Here is a 21,545-nt window from a genome sequence, read left to right as displayed (position 1 = left end):
ACATCGTAGAGCCGAGCTTGCTCGGCTGCTCTTTTGCCTCCCACGAAAAGCAGCCGAGCAAGCTCGGCTCTACAGAAACGCGGATGAATTCCTGTGGGACGAGAAGCGGCGAAGCCTGTGATTACTGCTGCCCTTCCGCTTTCAGTGGTGGCGTTACTTCACCGGGCTGAACAATCGCCGCCCGAAAAGGCTGATCCGATTGCCGCCAGATGCGCTGCCACATGGCGGCCAGCAGCGCGCGCATTCCATCCATCCCCGAAACCGGAGTTGCCCACGGCAGTTGCACCGGTGCGATCGCCTGCCAGGCGTCGCTCTGCCGTTGAGCCACGGCGAACTGAAAGGTGTAGTCCGGCTCCAATCCCATGCGCAGATCCGACAGCACCAAGCGGTCGCCCTGCACCTGCGCCCGCATGAAGCCGCGGTTGAACCACGTCAACCGCTTCACCGCGGGGATTTCCCGTGCTTCCCCTAGCGCCTGCGTATTGGAGGGATAGCCGCGGAAGATCAGCGGCCCTTTGTCGAACACCGAGCGCTCGGCTTCCACATAGCCGCTGGGCGTCATCGCCACCACTCGCCAGAGCAACGTGTTGAACGGCATCGGCACCGAAAAGCGCGGCGCATCAGCCAAGCCCATCGCGGCGAGGGTGCGATCTGCTTCGCGGCCCACCATGCCCTTGGCGATCAACGACCAACCCAGATACGCGCAACTCAACACCAAGCCCGCCGCCAACGCACGCTGCGCGATCCGCTTTTCCGGTACGAACCAGGCCACGACGCAGCCGATCAGCAGCCAAACCGTATACATCGGATCGATGATGAAAACGCTGGACCACATGGTCGGTGGCGGCATCAGTGGCCACCACAGCTGGGTGCCGTACACGGTGAAGGCGTCCAGCACCGGATGCGTCACCAGCGCCAGTTGGATGGCCCAGAACCATCGCCGTGGTGATTCGGCCACTCGCCCGCCGCTACGTTTGAATAGCCACCAGATCAGCCACGCCACCAACGGCAGTACGAACAGCGAATGGCTGAAGCTGCGGTGCACCGTCATCAACATGACCGGGTCGTCGGTGAACAGCATGATCGGGAAGCTGTCCAAGTCCGGCAGCGTGCCCAGCGCGGCGCCTGCGAGCAGTGCGGCGCGACGATGGCGAGCCGGAGCGATGGCCGCCGCGATGGCGCCGCCTAATACGATTTGGGAAAGGGAGTCCATGGCGGGATGCTAACAGCCCCCCGCGCTCCTGTAGGAGCGACGTGAGTCGCGACCGTAGACTCAGGGGCTCTAGACACGGACTAACACGGACAGAGGCGGATAAAGCATTGACGCTTTTCATCCGTGTTTATCTGCGTTGATCCGTGTCTAAAGCTCTCTAGCTTCCGGTCGCGACTCACGTCGCTCCCACAAGAAGCCCCCGCCGATCACGCCGCCTTGGACATATCCGGCGACACCAGCCGCAGGCGGGCTGGTATCACCGATAGCACCTGGCCTGCATGCGAGACTAGTTGCAGACTGCCGTCGGCTTCTTCGCAGAGGGCGGTCAGGCTTTCCACCCAGTCGCCGTCGTTGGCGTAGACCAGGTTGTCGCGCTGGAATAGCGCCGCACGGTGGATGTGTCCGCAGATGATGCCGTCCAGGCCGCGGCGCTGCGCGTCGTCCAAACCGGCTTGTACAAATCGACCGATGTAGCGTTCGGCCGCATCGCTCTGGCGCTTCAGGTATTCGGCCAACGACCAGTAGCGCAGGCCCAAGCGGCGGCGGATCTGGTTGGTGATGCGGTTGCCGGTGAGGATGCGGTAGTAGAGCCAGTCGCCGAAGCGCTCCTGCAGCCCGCCGAAGTGGGTGATGCCGTCGTAATCGTCGCCATGAGTCACCAGAAGGCGTCGACCATCGGCGGTGGTGTGGATGGCACGGCGACGCACTTGCATGGCGGGCAGCATCAGTCCGCAGAACCTGCGTACGGGACGGTCGTGGTTGCCAGGCACATAAATTAGTTCGGTGCCGTTGCGCGCCAAGGCGTGCAGGTTTTCGACGACACGATTATGTGCGGCGTCCCAGGAAGCCCGCCGCTGCGCCATCCACCACAAGTCCACGATGTCGCCCACCAGATACAACCGGCGGCAGCGTAGTCCGCTCAGGAAGTCTGCGAACTCGGCCGCGTGGCAATGCTTGGAACCCAGATGAACATCGGAAACGAAGACCGCGCGCTTCATGGGAGCGGTGGCGGTCCGGGGGCTCATGCCGGCACCGCCTCACGCGGGGTAGGTTCCAGATAGCGCGCCCGCTTCTTGGGTCGGATGCAATGCAAATCGACTTCGATCAAACCGTCGATGGAATCGCTGAAGGCCGGGTCCACACCGAACGCCAGGAACCGCGTGCCGCCCGGTTCGCATAACTCGGTGTACTGCTTGTACAGCATGGGCACGGTGGCACCCAGCGTGTCCAAATTGCCTTTCAGTACGCGAAAAGCAGTCTCCGCGTCCAACTGACCGAACGAAGGTGGCGCGGCGGCATAGCGGAATGGATGACGCGAGACCGCTTCGCCATTGGGATCGCCGTAGTACTGAGCGTAGTAGCTGACGATCTGTTCGCGCGCGTGCAGCGGCAATGCGGCGCTCATCGATACCGCGCCGAACAGGTAACGGATGCGTGGATGCCGGCGCAGGTAGGCACCGATGCCTTGCCACAGATAGTCGATGCTGCGGCTGCCCCAGTACTCAGGCGTGACGAAACTGCGCCCCAGCTCCATGCCCTGAGCAATTCGCGGCAAAGCATCGTCGGCATAGTGGAACAGCGATGCGGTGTACAAGCCTTTGAGCCCTTGTTCGGCCAGCACCGAGGCGCCGCGCGCGATGCGGTACGCGCCGGCGATCTTCCGCGCCTGCGCATCCCACAGCACGATGTGTTCGTACCAGGCGTCGTAGGGATCGACGTCCATTCGCTTGCCGGTGCCCTCGCCTACTTCGCGGAACGTCAGTTCGCGCAGGCGGCCGATCTCGCGCAACAGCGGCGAATCGGACGCCAGCCGGCCCACGCAGATGCGTTTACCGTCGGTGGTGGCGCCAAGGCATTCCAACGAATCCATGGCGGCGCTCAGCACGGCGCGGTCCGCCGCGGCAACGAGCGGCTCCGGTCCTTCGGCGGCCGCTTCCTTCCGGCGGCCGATGGCGTACAGCGCGCGCCGCACTAGCGCTACCGCGATCTCGGGATCCACGCTTTCGTCGACCTGCATCAGATTGCCGACGCGTAATACGATTCTGCGCTGGCTACGGGCAAACATCTCGCGCGCAAGCAGGGCTGTCCCAGCCGGCTTCAACAGCGCCGACGCGCCGTAGAAGAACGCCGAATTGCGCGCCTGGATCCGCACCGGCAGCACCGGCGTTCCGGTATTGCGGGCAAACCGGAGGAAGCCCTTGCGCCAGCGCGTATCGGTTACCCCACGCGGTCCCAGCCGCGAAACCTCACCCGCCGGGAATACGATGACGCACTGTTCGTTTTCCAATGCCTGCTCGATGGCTCGCAGGCTGTCCGCGCCCGGGCTGCCGCCCAGGATGCGCACCGGCAGCAACAGGTCACGAAGACTGTCGATGCCGGTCAGGAAATCATTGGCGACGATCTTCACGTCGCGTCGCACACTGCCCACGAAGTGCAGCAAGGCCATAGCATCCAGCGCACCGGATGGATGATTGGCGACGATCAACAACCGGCCGGTTTCAGGAATCCTCCGGCGTTCGACGTGATCCACCACGTAGCGCAGGTTGAGGAAATCCATCGCCGCTTCAAGGAAGGCGAAATCGCGCAGATGCGTGTGCGCCGCCAGGAAACCGTACGCTGCATCCAGCCGGGACCATTTGCCCAAGGTCTTCAACAGCGGGCGGGCCACCCAGGCTCGGCGGCCTCGGAACCACTGTGGGTAGCGTTCGGCGATCTGTTGTTCCAGCGGGCGCATGTCAGGAGGCTCGTCGGGTTGCGCGCAGCCTGCTACCGATCCGCGACACTGCCATTGCGGTTTTGCGGCAGACACATGACAGCCGCCGATGACCGCCTGTTTAACCCCACGGGCACCGTGAACGGGGCAGAATGCACGTTCCGCCCGGCGCGTGTATCATGCGCACCCATCTTTTCATCCGAATCAAGGGATATAAGCCCGATGTCCAACTACCTGTTCACCTCCGAATCGGTCTCCGAAGGCCATCCGGACAAGGTCGCCGACCAGATTTCCGACGCCGTCCTCGATGCCATCCTGGCCCAGGACAAGCGCGCCCGCGTGGCATGCGAAACACTGGTCAAGACCGGTGTGGCCATCGTGGCCGGGGAAATCACCACCTCCGCCTGGATCGATCTGGAAGCGCTGACCCGCAAGGTGATCGTGGACATCGGCTACGACAGCAGCGACGTCGGCTTCGACGGCGCCACCTGCGGCGTGCTGAACCTGATCGGCAAGCAATCCCCTGACATCAACCAGGGTGTGGACCGCAAAAAGCCCGAAGAGCAAGGCGCTGGCGACCAGGGCTTGATGTTCGGCTACGCCACCAACGAAACCGACAGCTACATGCCGGCGGCCATCCACCTGTCGCACCGCCTGGTCGAACAGCAGGCCAAGGTGCGCAAGAAGAAGAACTCCCCGCTGCCGTGGCTGCGCCCGGATGCCAAGAGCCAGGTCACCCTGCGCTATGAGAATGGCAAGGCCGTGGCGATCGACGCCGTGGTGCTGTCCACCCAGCACGATCCGGACATCAAGCAGAAGGATCTGGTCGAAGCCGTGCGCGAGCACATCGTCAAGCCGGTGCTGCCTGCCAAGTGGCTGCACAAGGGCACCAAGTTCCACATCAATCCGACCGGCAAGTTCGTGATCGGCGGACCGGTGGGCGACTGCGGCCTGACCGGCCGCAAGATTATCGTCGACACCTACGGCGGCTGGGCCCGTCACGGCGGTGGCGCGTTCTCGGGCAAGGATCCATCCAAGGTGGACCGTTCCGCCGCCTATGCCGCGCGCTATGTGGCCAAGAATGTGGTCGCTGCCGGCCTGGCCGACCGCTGCGAAGTGCAGTTGTCGTATGCGATTGGCGTGGCCGAGCCGACGTCGATCTCGGTGACCACCTTCGGTACCGGCAAAATCGACGACCAGAAGATCGAGAAGCTGATCCGCAAGCATTTCGACCTGCGCCCGTACGGCATCATCCAGATGCTCGACCTGATCCATCCGATGTACCAGCAGACCGCCGCCTACGGCCACTTCGGCCGCAAGCCGCAGGAAATCGGCTACGTCGACAGCGCCGGCAAGAAGCACACCGCTACCGCGTTCTCGTGGGAAAAGACGGACCGCGCCGAAGCGCTGCGCAAGGATGCCGGGTTGAAGTAAGCCCCGGCTTCTTCTTCGCCAGGAAAGACAGACGGGCCGCGCAAGTGGCCCGTTTTTTTTGTTTGGTCGCGACCCAAAGCTAAAGAGCTCTAGACACGGATCAACACAGATAAACACGGATGAAAAGCATCAATGCTTTATCCGCTTCTTTCCGTGTCAATCCGTGTCCAATATTTTAGCTATTGAAGAAACAAAGTCGGCCGAGCCACGCATAAATCGCAACGCTACAACCGCACCGTCACTCGTACCTCTGGCGAGCCGCCGGCATGCGCGGCCAGTACGCGGTCGCTGACGCGTTCGAACATCAGGTCCACGCGAGCGCCGGCGACGTCCAGGCGTTCGACACGCAATCGATCCACGCCGTAAGGCAGCTGCGGGTGATCAATGATCACCTCGCTGCGCGCGGCATCCACCTGTAGACCCAGGCAGGCCTGCAACAGCATGAACACCGATCCGGCCGACCACGCCTGCGGCAGGCAGGCAACCGGATAGGCGATAGGCGGTTCGCCCGTTACACGCGGAAAGCCGCAGAACAATTCCGGCAAGCGCATGCCGAAATGCGTGGCCGCTTCGAACACTTCACCCAACAGGTGCATGCTCTGCCGGCGCGCGCCGTAGTGCGCCATGCCGGCGGCGCACAGCGCGACATCGTGTGGCCATACCGAGCCGTTGTGGTACGACATGGGATTGAAGCGCGGCTGATCCGAGGCCAGCGTGCGCACGCCCCAGCCGTTGTCGAACGGAGGCGAGCACAGCTGCGCGATCACCCGCTGCGCCCGCGACAGTTGAGGCAGGCCAACGTAGAGCAAATGTCCCGGATTGGAGGCGCGAACGCGGCACATGCGTCCCTCGCCGTCCCGCGCCAGCGCATAGAAATCCAGTGCCTCGTCCCAGAACCGCATTTCGACGGTTTCGCGCGTTCGTTCGGCGCGGATCCGCCAGCGGATGGCGGCTTCTTCTTCCCCACGCATCGCCGCCAGCGAGGCCATGGCTTCCAAGGCGGAGAACACATAACCCTGCACTTCCACGAGTGCGATGGGTCCGTTCGGCATGCTGCCATCTTCGTGGAAAATCGAGTCGCCGCTGTCCTTCCAGCCCTGGTTGGCCAGCCCACTGGCCTCACCACGCGCATAGGCCAGCAGGCCATCGGCGTCGGCATCGCAGCTGCGCTCAATCCATTCCATCGCTTGCCGCAAGGCAGGCCATAGCATTTCCAACAACGCGAGGTCGCCGGTGCGGCGAAAGTAACGACCGGCCAACATCACGAACAGCGGCGTGGTGTCGACACCACCGTAATACAGCCCGAACGGTATCTCGCCCAACGCGGCCATCTCGCCCTTGCGGGACTCATGCATGATCTTGCCCGGTGCGGAGTCGCGGAAGGCGGACGTCTCCTGCGCTTGGCGTTCGGCCAGAAACTTCAGCACGCCGCGCGCCAGGCCGGGGTCGATCCAGAGCGTCTGCAAGGCGGTGATGATCGCGTCACGGCCGAAGGGCGTTGAGAACCACGGGATACCCGCATAGGGATAGCGGCCTGAAGGCAACTCACTGGCCAGCAATGCGATGTCGGTGCGCGAGCGTTCAAGCCAGGCATCGAACAGCAAGCCACCGCCGCGTAGCCGCCCACCGGAGCGCCGCCGTGCGCGCATCGAGCCCCGCGCCTGGATGGTCGCGGCGCGGTAGCGTTCGCGTCCTGGCCGTGACGGTTCGGTACCGACTTCCAGATACAGCTCGAATCCCTGATGAGGCAACAGCCGCACATCGAACCGGGCCTTCTCTTCGGTCAACGACGATGGCGACATCGAAAAACTGATCACGGTACTGCGAAGGGTCCCATCCAGACCGAGATAGCGCAGCGTCGCCGCATCCGTACTCAGGTCCACCGGCGGATAATCGCCGCGGCGCGCCCGCTGCATGCCGCGCACCTCGAACATGTCGCGGAAATCGGCACCGAATTCAATCAGCAGCGGTAGGACGACTTCGTTCTCGGCGTAGTTCACACAGTCGACACGTTCGTACAGACGTCCGCTCCATAAAAATCGCGAACGCTCTATGTGGATCACGCCCTGTGCCGCTGGGTTGCCACCGATCGGCGGCAGCGGCCGGTTGGTCAGATGCGAAGTGAACACCACTTTGTCCTGCGCAATCGCCGCGCTCAGCAAAGTAGGTTGATCACCGTCGAGGCAAAGACGCAGGCGCGACAGCGTGCGCGTGCCCTCATGAAACAAACCGTCCGAATCGCCGTAGATGTCGCCTTGCGCGTCGCATACCAGGAAACTGTCGCCCTCTTTGAGCGAATAGCTGGTCTGGATGTTGCCGGGGACCGTGGTCAGCATGCCGCAGGATCAGGCGCTATAGACCAGCGCCGTTGCCGGCTGGGCGGGCAGCGTGGGTGAAAGCGACCGTGTAGGCGACATATCGGCGCCCATAGCAGAACTCGTCAGCACCGACTCGTAGAGTTCCAGATAGCGCCTGGCCATGACCGGTGCCGAAAAACGCCGTTCGAACACGCGCCGGATCTCGCCACGATCGAGCTCCGGCAAACGCGCCACCGCTTCCACCGCCTGCTCTTCCGAATCGACGATGAAACCGGTCACGCCATGGTCGATTACTTCGCGTACCGAACCGCAATCCCAAGCGATCACCGGCGTTCCGCACGCCATTGCCTCGATCATCACCAGCCCGAAAGGTTCCGGCCAATCGATCGGAAATAGCAGCGCATCGGCGTTGCCCAGGAACAGGCGCTTGCCTGCATCATTGATCTCACCGATGAACTCAACACCGCCTCCCGTCATCAACGGCTCGATCTCTTCGCGGTAGTAGCCTACGTCTACCGCATCGACCTTGGCTGCCATCCTCAGCGGCCGGCCGGCACGCCGTGCGATGGAGATAGCGCGGTCTGGCCGCTTCTCAGGCGAAATGCGCCCCAGAAATGCCACGTAGCCCCCGCTGGGCGTGGCGGGGGGTTCCAGCAATTCCGGAGGCAAGCCGTGATACGCGGTGCCGACCCAGTGGGCAAATCGCAACGGCAGGCGCTGCCGATCGGAAATCGACACCAGCGGAAAGCGCGGCCACCGTTGATAGATGCCGGCTAGATCCTCCAGATCCAGGCGGCCATGCAACGTAGTGACGGTGCGTTCGGCGATGTCTTCGAACAACGGGAAATGCAGCAGATCGACATGGAAGTGCAACAGATCGAACTCGTCGGCGCGGCGACGTACTTCATGCAGCATCGACAGATGCGCGGCCAGGTCGGATTTGAGCGGATGAGGGTCCAGCCGGAAGGCGAGCGCCCGCGCCGAAACCAGCTCGGCACGGGTGCTGCTGTCGCCGCTGGCGAAGACGGTGACATCGTGGCCCAGATCGACTAGCGCATCGGCCAGATAAGCCACGATACGTTCGGTGCCGCCATACAGGCGCGGCGGTACCGATTCATACAAAGGTGCGATATGGGCGATACGCATGGGACGAGTCCGTCAGATGGTCGTTGCCGGCGGGGACCAACCAGAAGGTTTACGGCGTGGGCGTCCGGTCCTGATCATCACCGCGGTTGATGGGAATGCGCCTGCCCACCTGTGCTCGCGGTGTCTTCGGCAAAGTCACCGTCAGCAGTCCGTCGCGGAACTCTGCCTTGACCTGGTCCCACTCGACGTCGGTTTCTATCGGGATGCGCCGTTCGAAACGGCCGTAGTAATACTCGCTGTAGCGGCGGCCGGCATCCTCGCGAACATCGCGGCGCTCGCCACGCAGTAGCAAGCCGTCGCCTTCATGCAGCACCTCGACGTCCCGCTCGCTCATGCCCGGGAGTTCCGCGGTCAGTACCAGTTCCTTGTCGCGTTCGCTCAGTTCGACACCGGGCCAATCGCTTTCACGGTCGAAACCGAACCGGGACAACGGCCGGTCGAATATGGGGCGGTCGAACTGGCGCATCACACCGTCGAACAGCCGGTCCATCTGCCGCTGCAGGTTCACCAAGGGATCGCCACTCTCGCGTAGCTGGGACGCGCGTTCGCGATGGCGTGGAGTCAAATGCCTTACGTTCATGATGTGCTCCTCATATCAACCACGGTTGCGCGATGGTCGAGTGGCCCGCGAAGAGTCGCGCAGGAAGTCAAACGCCACGGCCATGGCACGGCGCCTGGAGAAGTTCCAGGAAGGCGTTGCGCGTACCGGCGCGGGCCGCCCTCATACGTCACCGTTCGCAACGACATACCGCGCAATTAAGGAGAGATGTCGCGCATTTCAATGGCCGCGGTTGCGGGTGCGGTTAGCTTGAATTAGGTGTAGTAGAAACCGCGTCAATATTGTGTTGGAGCGGCCGTGGAGTCGCGGCCGGCCATCAAGCGCGGCAGTGGCAACGACTGAACTGCGAGACCGCGCACATTCCCGGCGGAATCCGGTGTCCAGCCGTGTGGGCGTAGCGGACACGCGTGCTTCATCGACCGGTTCTCCCGCCTAGGCCAGCGGGCGCTTACGGAACGGCTTTCCGCATTCGACCGCCCTACCGCACACGCTCCGCAAAGCTTTCGCTTACCATCGTCGCAATGGGGACCAACGACCGACGACCGATCGCCGCGCGTGCCAGCGGCTGGGCTGCGAAGCTCAGTGCTGCGCTGGCGCAATCATCCATCACGCCCAACCAGATCTCGGTATTGAGCATCTTCTTCGCCGCTCTTGGCGCGATGATGCTGGTTTGGTCGCCCACCGTGCCTGGTCTGTTGCTGTGCGCCATCTGCGTACAACTGCGGCTGGTCTGCAACTTGTTGGATGGCATGGTCGCGATGGAAGGCGGCAAACAGACCGCAACCGGTGCGCTGTTCAATGAATTCCCCGACCGTATCGCCGACTCGCTGCTGATCGTCGGCCTGGGCTATGCGGCCTTCACGCCCTGGCTGGGCTGGTTGGGCGCACTACTGGCGGCCCTGACCGCCTATGTGCGCATCTTCGGCGGCAGCCTGGGACTGGCGCAGGATTTCCGCGGCCCGATGGCCAAGCAACACCGGATGGCGGTACTGACCGCCGCCTGCCTGCTGGCCATCGCCGAGCGGATGACCCTCGGCAGCGACTACAGCCTGATCATCGGCAGCGGCGTGATTGCCGCCGGTTCACTGCTTACTTGCATTAGTCGTACCCGCGCCATTGCCGCGCAGCTGCAGGCAGGCGGCTGATGCTGTCGCGCCTGCTGGTCGCGGCGGTAAAACTTTTCATTGGCGCCTATCCGCGCTGGCGCGGCAGCCAGCCCTCGACAACACAACGGATCTATTTCGCCAATCACGCCAGCCACCTGGATACGGTGGCGTTGTGGTCGGCGCTGCCGCCCGGACTGCGGGCTCGTACCCGGCCGGTGGCCGCGCGCGATTACTGGGGCAGCGGGATTCGCGAAGTGATCGCCCGGCGCGGCTTCAATGCGGTGCTGATCGAACGGGACCGCGAGAAATGCGCAGGCGACCCGTTGCAACCGCTCTACGACGCCCTGGATGCGGGCGACTCGCTGATCATTTTTCCGGAAGGCACACGCAACTACGAGCCCCTTCCACAGCCGTTCAAATCCGGTCTGTTTCATCTGGCGCAGCGCTACCCGCACGTCGAATTGATCGCGGTATACCTGGACAATGCGCGTCGCTGTCTGCCTAAGGGCAGCCCGGTTCCCGTGCCGTTGGTGTGCACTGTGCGTTTCGGTGCGCCGGTGGATTTGCGGCAAGGTGAAGACAAAGCGGTCTTCCTGCAGCGCGCCTGGCAGGCAGTGGTGGACCTGGCATGAAACTGACCGTTCCCACCGAGCAATTGGATAGCTTCCTGCAGGCGGCCATCGCACGTGCGCCTATGAAGTTCTGGTGGGTCATCGGTGGCGTGATCGCGCTGCTGCTGCTCGCCAGCGCTATCGGCTGGCTGCTGGGCCGGCGCAAACCCGGCGCGGTCATCGACAACCTCAACGCCCGCATCCGCGCCTGGTGGGTGATGGTGGCGGTGCTGGTGGCCTGCTTCGTGCTGGGCAAGGTCGCCACGTTGGTGCTTTACGGCTTGTTGTCGTTCTTCGCGCTGCGCGAATTCGTCACCCTCACGCCAACCCGGCGCGGCGATCATTTTTCTCTGTGCCTGTGCTTCTACGTCGCCATTCCGCTGCAGTACTGGCTGATCGGCACGGATTGGTATGGCTTGTTCGTCATGTGCATTCCGGTCTATGGCTTTCTGCTGTTGCCGGCGGTATCCGCGTTATCCGGCGATACCGAACAGTTCCTGGAGCGCAACACCAAGATCCAATGGGCGCTGATGCTGACGGTGTACTGCCTGAGCCATGCGCCGGCGCTGATGCTATTGCGCATCCCTGGCTATGAAGGGCAGAACCTGATGCTGTTGTTCTACCTGTTGCTGGTGGTGCAGCTGAGCGATGTTTTGCAATACGTATTCGGCAAGTTGTTCGGCAAGCATCTGTTGGCGCCGCAGGTCAGCCCGTCGAAAACCGTGGAAGGCCTGGTCGGCGGTGGCCTGGCGGCGGCGGGCATCGGCGCCGCGCTGTGGTGGATCACCCCGTTCACACCGCTGCAGTCCGCACTGCTGTCGCTGCTGATCGTCCTGTGCGGATTCCTGGGCGGGCTGGCGCTGTCGGCGGTCAAACGCAGCCTGGGCGCCAAGGATTGGGGCGAAATGATCGAAGGCCACGGCGGCATCCTGGACCGGCTGGATTCGGTGGTATTCGCCGCACCGGTGTTTTTTCATGTGGTCAGGTATGGGTTTCAGTAGCTAGGTCCTCGTAGAGCGGAGCTGCGCCCCGTGATGGCTCCGAGTCAGTGGCAATGGGGCCGTCGCAACGGCAGGTGATATGGAGTAGCCGATTAAAGGCGCTTTTCGTAGAGCGGAGCTTGCTCCGCTGCTTTGCTTGCTACCGACGGAGAAGAACAGCGGAGCAAGCTCCGCTCTACGAGGGCAACGCCGCGTCCGCCGGTCCGGCGCAGTACAATGGCCGGATGTCCTTAATGCAACTCCAGCGGGTCGACTTCAGTGTCGGCGGGCCGCTGCTACTCGAACACGTCGACCTCAACATTGAACCCAACGAGCGCATCTGTATCGTGGGGCGTAATGGTGCGGGCAAATCCACCCTGATGCGGCTGTTGGCCGGCGAACTGAAAGCCGACGACGGCGAGGTACGGCTGCAGAACGGCGTGGTGGTCGCGCGGATGGCGCAGGAAGTGCCGCAGGACACCAACGGCACGGTGTTCGACGTGGTCGCGGAAGGCCTGGGCGACCTGGGCCACCTGCTGGCGCGCTATCACCATGCACTGGCGGACGGCGATATGGACGCGATGGGCGAGGCCCAGACCCAGATCGAAGCGCAGCACGGCTGGGATCTGGACCGGCGCGTGGAACAGGTGCTGGCCAAACTGGAATTGCCCGAAGACGCGGACTTCGCCGCATTGTCGGGCGGCATGAAGCGCCGCGTGCTGCTGGCGCAGGCGCTGGTGCGCAAACCCGACATCCTGTTGCTGGACGAGCCCACCAACCACCTGGATATCGATGCGATCGCCTGGCTGGAAGGTTTCCTGAAGCAGTTCGAAGGCAGCATCGTTTTCGTCACCCACGATCGTAGTTTCTTGCGTTCGCTGGCCACCCGCATTGTCGAGATCGATCGCGGACAGGTCACCAGTTGGCCCGGCGACTACGAAAACTACCTGCGCCGCCGCGAAGAGCGGCTGCATGCCGAGGCGCAGGAGAACGCGCGTTTCGACAAACTGCTGGCACAGGAAGAAGTGTGGATCCGCCAAGGCATCAAGGCACGCCGCACCCGCAACGAAGGCCGCGTGACCGCGTTGAAGGCGATGCGCCGCGAACGCGCGCAGCGCCGCGACCTGACCGGCAACGTCAGGATGGCAACCGCCGCCGCGCAGAACTCCGGCAAGAAAGTCATTGAAGCCAAGCACATCACTCAGTCCTATGACGGCCGGGTGCTGCTGGACAACGTGTCGACGACCATCTTTCGCGGCGATCGCGTGGGCATCATTGGTCCCAATGGCGCGGGCAAATCGACGTTGCTGAAAATCCTGCTGGGCGAGATGAAACCGCAGCAGGGCGAAGTGACGCTGGGCACCGGATTGCAGATCGCCTATTTCGACCAGCACCGCAGCCAGCTCGATGAAAGCCGCAATGCATTGGAGAACGTGGCCGAGGGTAGCGACTTCGTCGAGATCAACGGCAGTCGCAAGCACATCATCGGCTACCTGCAGGATTTCCTGTTCTCGCCGGAACGTGCCCGCGGCCCCATCACCCGCCTGTCCGGCGGCGAACGCAATCGGCTGTTGCTGGCCAAGCTGTTCGCACAGCCTTCCAACTTGCTGGTGATGGACGAACCCACCAACGATCTGGACGTGGAAACGCTGGAACTGCTGGAAGAATTGCTGATTGACTACAAAGGCACGCTGCTGCTGGTTTCGCACGACCGCGAATTCCTGGACAACGTGGTCACCAGCACCCTGGTGCTGGAAGGCCAAGGACGGTTGGCGGATTACGTGGGCGGCTACAGCGACTGGGTGCGCCAGCGGCCGGCGGCTCTGTTCGCGACCGAACCCGACACTGCCGCCAAACCGGTACCGGCTTCAGCTGCGGCCGCAGCGCCTGCCGCGGCGGAACCCAAGCGCAAGCTCAGCTACAAGGACGCGCGCGAACTGGAACAATTGCCTGCCCGGATCGAAGCGCTGGAAACGGAGATCGCACAGCGCACCGCGGCGATGAATGATCCCAGCTTCTATCAGCAAGATGCCGCCGCACTGCTCAAAGCCAATGAAGCGCTTGCAGCGTTGCAGGCTGAGCTGGACACCGCGTATCGACGTTGGAGCGAGCTGGACGGCTGATCGTCATCGCGCTGGCCGTGCGCTTTTGATTCTGTAGGAGCGGCCTCTGGCCGCGAGCTCTTCGCTAGTTGCCGCGGTACAAAGCAAAAGCTCGCGCCGGGACGGCGCTCCTACAAAGGCCGAATTTCTGTACTGCTTGATTGTTCCGGTCGCGACTCACCCGCACCGGCATGCCGGTGCGACTCCCACAGGGATAGACCGCGCCTTTGTGGGAGCGACGTGAGTCGCGACCGAAATCCCATAGATACCGACACGCATTCACCAACCATGGACAAAAGGTATCCAATGCTTTTGTCCGCATGCCCCATTTGATCCTGATTCTGTAGGAGCGGCCTCCGGCCGCGAGCTCTTCGCTAATTGCGCGGTACAAAGCAAAAGCTCGCGCCGAGGACGGCGCTCCTACAACCGCGAACGTGCAATCGATCAACCTGTATTCTGCACACCCTGCGACACGCCGTTGATGCTGGCCACCAGCACGCGCAGCAGGTTGTCATCCTCGCGGCCGCTGTCGCGCCAACGTTTCAGCAGGTCCGCTTGCAGCACGCTGATCGGGTCGATATAGGGGTTGCGCAACCGGATCGACAACGCCAGCCGCTGGTCGTGCTGCAGCAGCCATTCGCTGCCGTTCAACTTCATCACCCATTCCAGGGTGATTGCATGTTCGTTCTCGATGCGCGGGAAGAATTCGTCATGCAGCGGTCCGGCCATGCGCGAAAACATCTGCGCGATGTTCAGATCGCCCTTGGCCAGCACCATGGAAATGTCGTCGAGGAAAGTCTTGAAGAACGGCCAATCACGAGCCATTTCACGCAGCGTCTCTTCGCCGCCCGCATCGACCACCGCCTTCAGACCACTGCCAACGCCGTACCAACCAGGAATCACCGCGCGTGCCTGGCTCCACGCGAACACCCAGGGAATCGCGCGCAGATTGGTGAGCGCCGCGTCCTGGCCCAGCCGGCGTGACGGCCGCGAACCCAACGTCATGCGTTCGATCACATCGATGGGCGTGGCATTGCGGAAGTAATCCATGAAACCCGGCGCATCGACGAAGGCGCGATAGGCCTTGGTGCTTTCGGTGGAGACGCGCTCCATGACTTCCCGCCACTGTGCTTCGCGCGGCTCCGGCGGACGCGGACGCAGGCTGGACACCAGCACCGCACCGGCCGCCTGCTCCAGCGAACGCAGCGCCAACGCGCGGATGCCGTACTTGCGATGGATGACCTCGCCCTGCTCGGTCACCCGCAACCGCCCGTCCACGCTACCGCGCGGCGAGGCATCCACCGCGCGCGTGGTCTTGCCGCCGCCGCGGCTGATGGAACCGCCACGACCGTGGAAGAAGGTCAGCTTGATGCCCAGGTCCTTGGCCGCCTGCAGCAGCTCCACTTGGCCGCGTTGCAAGCCCCAACGCGAAGCGGCTATTCCGCCATCCTTGCCGCTATCGGAGTAGCCCAGCATCGCCATCTGCACGTTGTCGCGCGCGGCCAAATGAGCGCGGTAGACCGGATCGGCGACCAGATCGCGCAACGTATCGGGGCCGTGCTGCAGATCGCCCACGGTTTCGAACAGCGGCGCGATGTCCAGCGGCACATGGCCGTCAGCGTCGACCAATCCGCCGCGGCGTGCCAGCGCGAGCACGGTCAGCACGTCGGCGCGGTTGTGCGCCATGCTGATGATGTAGGCGCCCAGTGCTTCAGTGCCGTGCCGCTGGCGGGCGTCGGCCAAGGTGGCGAACACGGCATCCAGCCGTTGATTGGTTTCATCGTCTGCCGCAGGCAATGTCTTTTCGCCGCTGGCGTAGGCGCCCAGCAAGGCACCCCGCTCCACCGCATCGCGCGATTCCCAATCGTCGTCGCCCAACGCTGCGGCCACGGCGCGTGCGTGCACGCTGGACTCCTGACGCACGTCCAGCCGTGCCAGATGGAAGCCGAAGCTACGCACCCGCCAGGCCAGTCGGCGCACCGCGAACCAACCCGCGTGGACGCCGCGGTTGGCTTCCAGACTGCACAGGATCAGCTCGACGTCGTGGGCGAACTGTTCGGGCGAATCGTAGCCTTCCGGCCGGTCTTCAAGCGTCGCCTGCAGGCGCTCGCGCATCAGGTCGTTGAGCAGCCGATACGGCATGTCGCCGTGGCGCGGACGCGATTGCGCCGCCGCCTTCGGCAGCAGTGCACGGTATTCCTCCAGCCGCGCCAGCACCTCGGGCGAAACTCCGACCACCGACGTCGACTGGCTAAGCAGCGAGGTCAGCTGCCACAGCTCCTTTTTGTAGCGGGTCAGGATGGCGGCGCGCTGCGCCTGCAGCGTGGCGGCAATGGTGCCGGCATCGACGTTCGGGTTGCCATCCATGTCGCCACCCACCCAGGTGCCGAAGCGCAGCAACCTGGGCAGATGCGCGGTGACTTCCGGCGAAGGTCCATAGACCTCGGTGATCGCGTTTTCCAGCGTCTCGTAGAGCACCGGCATCACCCGGTACAACACCTCGATCAGATAGAAGCCGACGTGCTCGCGCTCATCTTCCACACCCGGGCGGACCGGCGAGGAGTCGGAGGTCTGCCAGGCGGAGGTCAGCGCCATGCGGAAGCGGGCGATGTCGGTTGCGCGCTCGCCCGGTGTGCGTTGGCCGTCCAGGTCGTTGATCAGGCTGGCCACCATCAGCTGCTCTTTCTCCAGCAGCGCGCGGCGCACGGCTTCGGTGGGATGCGCGGTGAATACCGGTTCGATATCGATGCGCGGCAGCCATTCGGCAAGTTCTTCCAAGGTCACGCCCTGGGCTTTCATCTTCACAAGGGCATCGTGCAAACCGTCGGGCTGCGGCGTACGGCTACCGGTACGCTGGTAATCGCGGCGGCGGCGGATACGGTGGACGCGCTCGGCGATATTGACTACTTGGAAATAGGTACTGAAGGCGCGGATCAGCGATTCGGCGTCTTGCGGCGCCAAGCCGGCCAGCAACCCGGCCAGCGACTGCGGGGGTGCATTGCTTTGGCGGCGGGCGATGGCGGTGGTGCGCACCCGTTCCACTTCATCCAGGAACGCCGGGGAAACCTGCTCGGCCAGCATGTCGCCGACCAGGGCGCCCAGGCGGCGCACGTCTTCACGAAGCGGAACATCGGGCGGAGCGAATTCCAGACTGCGGGGGCTATTCATTTGAGCGAAGTTTTTCCGGTCGGTCGGCGATACCCACCTGCCCTGCGCTTCCGGTGCGACGGAGCCGGCGGTGGTCCGAACGATTCTGCACCCCACCCTGGCCCCGCCATACCCCGGAGCGGGGCGGGCGGCCGTTGCTGCATGGCAGCAAGTCCAAGCCTAACCCATGCCCCGGGCGTTTTGGTCATCTTTCCATCCGGAACAAGCGATATAATGGCGCGCCTCGCCGAGGGGCGCTGCGACCGGGTGTGTGCGGATTCTTCCGCAAAGCCCGCACTTCATGTGCGGACTTTTCACGACACGGCCAGGCTCGGCAGGATTCTTTTGTAACGGCGCCCGGTCAAGAATGCGAGTCCGCTCGCCACTTTTTCCGGAGCCAAACGAATGAACGCAGTACGTAGTTTCTCGACCGACGGCGATTACAAGGTCGCCGATATCTCGCTGGCCGAATGGGGCCGCAAAGAGCTGGACATCGCCGAGCACGAAATGCCCGGCCTGATGTCTATCCGCAAGAAATACGCCGCCACCAAGCCGCTGAAAGGCGTGCGCGTGACCGGTTCGCTGCACATGACCATCCAGACCGCCGTGCTGATCGAGACGCTGGTCGACTTGGGCGCCGATGTGCGCTGGGCGTCGTGCAACATCTTCTCCACACAGGATCATGCTGCTGCCGCGATTGCGGTCACCGGCACCCCCGTGTTCGCCTGGAAGGGCGAGACGCTGGAGGAATACTGGGACTGCACGCTCGATGCCCTGAACTTCGGCAATGGCAAACTCGGCCCGCAATTGGTGGTCGACGATGGCGGCGACGTCACCCTGCTGATCCACAAGGGCTACGAGCTGGAAAACGGCAGCGACTGGGTCAACACGCCGTCGTCCAGCCATGAAGAGCAAGTGATCAAGAACCTGCTCAAGCGCGTGCAACAGGAGCGTCCGGGCTACTGGACCGACGTGGTCAAGGACTGGAAGGGTGTGTCCGAAGAAACCACCACTGGCGTGCACCGCCTGTACCAGATGATGGAAGCCGGCACGCTGCTGGTCCCGGCGATCAACGTCAACGACTCGGTCACCAAGTCGAAGTTCGACAACCTGTACGGCTGCCGCGAATCCCTGGCCGACGGCCTGAAGCGCGCGATGGACGTGATGCTGGCCGGCAAGGTGGCGGTAGTGTGCGGTTATGGCGACGTCGGCAAGGGTTCGGCGCACTCGCTGCGTGCCTACGGCGCCCGCGTGATCGTCACCGAGATCGATCCGATCTGCGCACTGCAGGCGGCGATGGAAGGCTTCGAGGTCAACACCATCGAAGACACCCTGGGAACGGCGGATATCTACGTCACCACCACCGGCAACAAGGACATCATCACCATCGACCACATGAAGGCCATGAAGAACCAGGCCATCGTGTGCAACATCGGCCACTTCGACAACGAAATCCAGGTGGACGCGCTGTACAACCTGCCCGGCGTCAAGAAGATCAACATCAAGCCGCAGGTGGACAAGTTCGTGTTCCCGAGCGGAAACGAGATCTTCCTGCTGGCCGAAGGCCGCCTGGTCAACCTGGGCTGCGCCACCGGCCACCCGAGCTTCGTGATGTCCAACTCGTTCTCCAACCAGACGTTGGCGCAGATCGATCTGTGGGCCAACAAGGACGTCTACGAAAAAACCGTCTACCGCCTGCCAAAGCAGCTGGACGAAGAAGTAGCGCGCCTGCACCTGGAAAAGATCGGCGTGAAACTGACCAAACTGACCAAGGAACAGGCCGACTACCTGGGCGTGTCGGTGGACGGGCCGTACAAGCCGGACCACTACCGCTACTGATCCGCAGCGGGAGGCCGCAACCCGGTCTCCCGTCTTGGTCACCGCCGCGCAGCGACCTGCCGCGCGGCTCTTTGTTGGGGATCCGATGCAGGCGTCTTTTCGAATCCGCTCCGCCGTCCCGGCTGATGTTTCCGGTATCGCCCACGTGCAGATCAGCACGTGGCGCGCGACTTACCGTGGGCTGGTGCCGGACACGTATCTGGGTGCCATGGACCCTGCGGTCCAGGAGAACTATTGGCGATCGTTGCTGTCGGCGAACGATGGCGATTTCGTTCTGGTCGCCGAGTCGCAGGACCAGGAAATCGCCGGCTTTGCGTGCGCGGGCCCGAACCGCGATGTGGAACTCTCGTACGTCGCCGAGCTGCACAAGCTCTATCTGGCGCCGAAATGGCAGGGACGCGGTGTCGGGCGGCGCTTGATCGAAAGTACCGCGGAAACCTTGCTGCAACAGAACCTCACGTCGATGATCGTGTGGGTGCTGGGCGGCAATCCTTTCCGCAAGTTTTATGAGTCCGTAGGCGGCGCCTACGTATCGGAAAGAACCATCGAGGTCGGCGGTGCTCCGCTGCTGGATGTCGCGTACGGGTGGCGCAACCTGCGCCAGCCGCTCAAAGCCTGAGGAAACGTATGCCCGCTGTCCCTCTCTCCTTCGAGTTTTACCCGCCCAAGACCGACGAGCAGCGGGCGCAGCTGGACCGCACTGCGGAGAAGCTCAAGACGCATGCGCCGGAATATGTGTCGTGTACCTTCGGCGCAGGCGGCTCGACGCTTAGCTATACCTCCGAAACGGTGCGCCATCTGCACCAGCACCATGGCTTCGATGCCGCGCCACACCTTTCCTGTGTCGGTGGCAGCCGCGAGGAAATTCGTGAGTTGCTGCGGCTGTATCGCGCCCTGGGTTGCAAGCGCATTGTCGCCCTGCGCGGCGATCTGCCTTCGGGCATGGGCCATCCCGGCGATCTGCGCTACGCCTCGGAGTTGATTGAATTCATCCGCGCCGAGCATGGCGACGCCTTCCACATCGAAGTCGGCTGTTATCCGGAAACCCACCCGCAATCGGAAGACGCCCTGGCCGACATGAAGTACTTCAAGGCCAAGGTCGACGCGGGCGCCGACGGCGCGATCACGCAGTATTTCTACAACCCGGACGCGTATTTCCAGTTCGTGGATGTTGCCCGCAAAGCGGGTGTGGAGATTCCGATCATTCCCGGCATCATGCCGATTTCCAACTTCACGCAGCTGAAGCGCTTCTCCGAAGCATGCGGGGCGGAGATCCCCCGCTGGATCGGCAAGCGCATGCAGGCGTTTGGCGACGATGCCGAAGCGGTGCGCGATTTCGGTGCCGACGTAGTCGCCGGCCTCTGCGAACGGCTGGTCGCCGGCGGCGCGCCCGCCCTGCACTTCTATACCCTCAATCTGTCCAAGCCCACCCAGATCATATTGAAGCGGCTGGGCTGGGGCGGCTGACCCTCTTACATCCTTTATAGGAGCAGCTTTTGCTGCCGTAGGAGAAGTTTTTGCTGTTGTAGGAGCGGCGTCTCGCCGCGAGCTCTTCCTGTCAGATCACGGTAGAAGCCAAGAGCTCGCGGCGAGACGCCGCTCCTACCTGGCTGCTCGTGCTCCGCACCCAGCATTCATCTGAACGATCCACACATTCCTCAGCGGCAGCCCGATGACATTGCCGATCCACCACGGTTACGCTGGATAGATGCGATTTTTAGTTCTGTTCCTGCTGGTACTGACAGCTCCCGGCGCGCTGATCGGCCACATCCCTTCCGCCGCCGCACAAGACGTGCAGCGCTGTACCACGATGACCGGGGAATCGGTCTATACCGATAAGCGCTGCGAGGATATCGGCGCGATGGACCACTTGCCGTCTCCCGCCACAGAAGCTTCCGCAAGCGCCAGCCATCTGTATCGCGGAGGTTGCTCGCGTACGTTGAGTGATCTGGTTTCGCAGATTTCCGGTGCCATCAGCGCACAGGACGTCAACCGGCTTGCGGGCGTCTATCAGTGGGCAGGAACTTCGGATGCGGCCGCCCATCGGATACTGGACCGGCTGGACGCGGTGGTGCAACGCCCGTTGGTGGATATCGTACCGATACGCCCAGCCCCGCCGCCGATAGTGGACGATGCCGGCAACGTAGTGGACACGAATACCGACGGCTACTACCCGCAGACCACCCAGCTTCCGCGCCCCGTCGGCCTGCGCATCGTGCAGACACTGAAGAACAGCGCCACACCCTCGGAAACTTCGTTCAGCCTGCGCCGCAACTACGGTTGCTTCTGGATCACCCTCTAGACCTGTAGGAGCGGCGTCCCCGCCGCGAGCTCTTCCCGTCAAATCGCGATAAAAGCGAAGAGCTCGCGGCAGGGA

Annotated in this window: 16 protein-coding genes and 1 riboswitch; of the genes, 9 read left to right on the top strand and 7 right to left on the bottom strand. The window is 63.2% G+C overall.

Annotation, left to right across the window (positions count from 1 at the left end):
* Positions 1–121 precede the first annotated feature (121 nt).
* The 3 genes from AB6O04_RS00635 to AB6O04_RS00625 all read right to left on the bottom strand — a co-directional run bounded on the left by AB6O04_RS00635 (position 122) and on the right by AB6O04_RS00625 (position 3,947).
* On the bottom strand, positions 122–1,213 hold the full coding sequence (locus tag AB6O04_RS00635) for a metal-dependent hydrolase (RefSeq protein WP_368561675.1): 1,092 nt from the start codon (positions 1,211–1,213) through the stop codon (positions 122–124).
* 206 nt (positions 1,214–1,419) lie between these two features.
* Positions 1,420–2,238 carry a UDP-2,3-diacylglucosamine diphosphatase gene (locus AB6O04_RS00630; protein ID WP_368561674.1) on the bottom strand — a complete coding sequence of 273 codons (819 nt, stop codon included), beginning with the start codon at positions 2,236–2,238 and terminating at the stop codon, positions 1,420–1,422.
* Complete coding sequence (locus AB6O04_RS00625) at positions 2,235–3,947, bottom strand: lysophospholipid acyltransferase family protein (protein WP_368561673.1); 1,713 nt, start codon at positions 3,945–3,947, stop codon at positions 2,235–2,237. Before AB6O04_RS00625 ends, AB6O04_RS00630 begins: the two co-directional genes overlap by 4 nt.
* A gap of 201 nt (positions 3,948–4,148) precedes the next feature.
* On the opposite strand from AB6O04_RS00625, the gene metK reads away from it, so the two are divergent.
* Positions 4,149–5,360 (top strand): methionine adenosyltransferase, encoded by a 1,212-nt coding sequence (gene metK / locus AB6O04_RS00620; protein WP_368561672.1) that lies wholly within the window; start codon positions 4,149–4,151, stop codon positions 5,358–5,360.
* Between the two features lie 224 nt (positions 5,361–5,584).
* Here the strand turns inward: metK and AB6O04_RS00615 are convergent, their stop codons facing one another.
* The 3 genes from AB6O04_RS00615 to AB6O04_RS00605 are packed head-to-tail and all read right to left on the bottom strand — an operon-like array spanning position 5,585 to position 9,404.
* The gene (locus tag AB6O04_RS00615) at positions 5,585–7,696 is read right to left on the bottom strand and encodes a glycogen debranching N-terminal domain-containing protein (protein WP_368561671.1); all 2,112 of its coding nucleotides are present in this window, start codon (positions 7,694–7,696) and stop codon (positions 5,585–5,587) included.
* 9 nt (positions 7,697–7,705) lie between these two features.
* Positions 7,706–8,824, bottom strand: coding sequence for a glycosyltransferase family 4 protein (locus tag AB6O04_RS00610; RefSeq protein ID WP_368561670.1), 1,119 nt, complete (start codon positions 8,822–8,824; stop codon positions 7,706–7,708).
* Positions 8,825–8,873: 49 nt separating this feature from the next.
* Positions 8,874–9,404, bottom strand: a complete 531-nt coding sequence (locus tag AB6O04_RS00605) for an Hsp20/alpha crystallin family protein (RefSeq protein ID WP_368561669.1) — start codon at positions 9,402–9,404, stop codon at positions 8,874–8,876.
* Positions 9,405–9,904: 500 nt separating this feature from the next.
* On the opposite strand from AB6O04_RS00605, the gene AB6O04_RS00600 reads away from it, so the two are divergent.
* The 4 genes from AB6O04_RS00600 (at position 9,905) to AB6O04_RS00585 (ending at position 14,203) form a co-directional block, all read left to right on the top strand.
* Positions 9,905–10,528 (top strand): CDP-alcohol phosphatidyltransferase family protein, encoded by a 624-nt coding sequence (locus AB6O04_RS00600; protein ID WP_368561668.1) that lies wholly within the window; start codon positions 9,905–9,907, stop codon positions 10,526–10,528.
* Entirely contained in the window at positions 10,528–11,121 is a 594-nt protein-coding gene (locus tag AB6O04_RS00595; protein WP_368561667.1) for a lysophospholipid acyltransferase family protein, read from the top strand. The genes AB6O04_RS00600 and AB6O04_RS00595 overlap by 1 nt, the downstream gene beginning before the upstream one ends.
* Positions 11,118–12,101 carry a phosphatidate cytidylyltransferase gene (locus AB6O04_RS00590; RefSeq protein ID WP_368561666.1) on the top strand — a complete coding sequence of 328 codons (984 nt, stop codon included), beginning with the start codon at positions 11,118–11,120 and terminating at the stop codon, positions 12,099–12,101. The genes AB6O04_RS00595 and AB6O04_RS00590 overlap by 4 nt, the downstream gene beginning before the upstream one ends.
* Before the next feature lie 224 nt (positions 12,102–12,325).
* A complete protein-coding gene (locus AB6O04_RS00585; protein ID WP_368561665.1) occupies positions 12,326–14,203 on the top strand; it encodes an ATP-binding cassette domain-containing protein in 1,878 nt (625 codons plus the stop codon).
* 423 nt (positions 14,204–14,626) lie between these two features.
* On the opposite strand, the gene ppc is transcribed toward AB6O04_RS00585, so the two are convergent.
* Positions 14,627–17,350: a phosphoenolpyruvate carboxylase gene (gene ppc, locus AB6O04_RS00580; RefSeq protein WP_368561664.1), complete on the bottom strand. Its 2,724-nt coding sequence runs from the start codon at positions 17,348–17,350 to the stop codon at positions 14,627–14,629.
* A 222-nt stretch (positions 17,351–17,572) separates the two neighbouring features.
* Positions 17,573–17,695: riboswitch (S-adenosyl-L-homocysteine riboswitch) on the top strand.
* A gap of 39 nt (positions 17,696–17,734) precedes the next feature.
* On the opposite strand from ppc, the gene ahcY reads away from it, so the two are divergent.
* The 4 genes from ahcY (at position 17,735) to AB6O04_RS00560 (ending at position 21,470) form a co-directional block, all read left to right on the top strand.
* Positions 17,735–19,168 (top strand): adenosylhomocysteinase, encoded by a 1,434-nt coding sequence (gene ahcY / locus AB6O04_RS00575; RefSeq protein WP_368561663.1) that lies wholly within the window; start codon positions 17,735–17,737, stop codon positions 19,166–19,168.
* Between the two features lie 85 nt (positions 19,169–19,253).
* Positions 19,254–19,787 (top strand): N-acetyltransferase family protein, encoded by a 534-nt coding sequence (locus AB6O04_RS00570; protein WP_368561662.1) that lies wholly within the window; start codon positions 19,254–19,256, stop codon positions 19,785–19,787.
* An 8-nt stretch (positions 19,788–19,795) separates the two neighbouring features.
* Positions 19,796–20,635 carry a methylenetetrahydrofolate reductase [NAD(P)H] gene (gene metF, locus AB6O04_RS00565; protein ID WP_368561661.1) on the top strand — a complete coding sequence of 280 codons (840 nt, stop codon included), beginning with the start codon at positions 19,796–19,798 and terminating at the stop codon, positions 20,633–20,635.
* A gap of 241 nt (positions 20,636–20,876) precedes the next feature.
* Positions 20,877–21,470 carry a hypothetical protein gene (locus AB6O04_RS00560; RefSeq protein ID WP_368561660.1) on the top strand — a complete coding sequence of 198 codons (594 nt, stop codon included), beginning with the start codon at positions 20,877–20,879 and terminating at the stop codon, positions 21,468–21,470.
* Positions 21,471–21,545 lie beyond the last annotated feature (75 nt).

This window comes from Pseudoxanthomonas sp. UTMC 1351 (assembly GCF_040948865.1).
In the GTDB taxonomy this organism is placed as follows: domain Bacteria; phylum Pseudomonadota; class Gammaproteobacteria; order Xanthomonadales; family Xanthomonadaceae; genus Pseudoxanthomonas_A.
This window is presented reverse-complemented; position numbering and strand designations above follow the sequence as displayed.

Coding starts and splice junctions, on each gene's coding strand:
- AB6O04_RS00635 (WP_368561675.1), bottom strand. CDS start 1,213: ATGGACTCCCTTTCCCAAATCGTATTAGGCGGCGCCATCGCGGCGGCC.
- AB6O04_RS00630 (WP_368561674.1), bottom strand. CDS start 2,238: ATGAGCCCCCGGACCGCCACCGCTCCCATGAAGCGCGCGGTCTTCGTT.
- AB6O04_RS00625 (WP_368561673.1), bottom strand. CDS start 3,947: ATGCGCCCGCTGGAACAACAGATCGCCGAACGCTACCCACAGTGGTTC.
- metK (WP_368561672.1), top strand. CDS start 4,149: ATGTCCAACTACCTGTTCACCTCCGAATCGGTCTCCGAAGGCCATCCG.
- AB6O04_RS00615 (WP_368561671.1), bottom strand. CDS start 7,696: ATGCTGACCACGGTCCCCGGCAACATCCAGACCAGCTATTCGCTCAAA.
- AB6O04_RS00610 (WP_368561670.1), bottom strand. CDS start 8,824: ATGCGTATCGCCCATATCGCACCTTTGTATGAATCGGTACCGCCGCGC.
- AB6O04_RS00605 (WP_368561669.1), bottom strand. CDS start 9,404: ATGAACGTAAGGCATTTGACTCCACGCCATCGCGAACGCGCGTCCCAG.
- AB6O04_RS00600 (WP_368561668.1), top strand. CDS start 9,905: ATGGGGACCAACGACCGACGACCGATCGCCGCGCGTGCCAGCGGCTGG.
- AB6O04_RS00595 (WP_368561667.1), top strand. CDS start 10,528: ATGCTGTCGCGCCTGCTGGTCGCGGCGGTAAAACTTTTCATTGGCGCC.
- AB6O04_RS00590 (WP_368561666.1), top strand. CDS start 11,118: ATGAAACTGACCGTTCCCACCGAGCAATTGGATAGCTTCCTGCAGGCG.
- AB6O04_RS00585 (WP_368561665.1), top strand. CDS start 12,326: ATGTCCTTAATGCAACTCCAGCGGGTCGACTTCAGTGTCGGCGGGCCG.
- ppc (WP_368561664.1), bottom strand. CDS start 17,350: ATGAATAGCCCCCGCAGTCTGGAATTCGCTCCGCCCGATGTTCCGCTT.
- ahcY (WP_368561663.1), top strand. CDS start 17,735: ATGAACGCAGTACGTAGTTTCTCGACCGACGGCGATTACAAGGTCGCC.
- AB6O04_RS00570 (WP_368561662.1), top strand. CDS start 19,254: ATGCAGGCGTCTTTTCGAATCCGCTCCGCCGTCCCGGCTGATGTTTCC.
- metF (WP_368561661.1), top strand. CDS start 19,796: ATGCCCGCTGTCCCTCTCTCCTTCGAGTTTTACCCGCCCAAGACCGAC.
- AB6O04_RS00560 (WP_368561660.1), top strand. CDS start 20,877: ATGCGATTTTTAGTTCTGTTCCTGCTGGTACTGACAGCTCCCGGCGCG.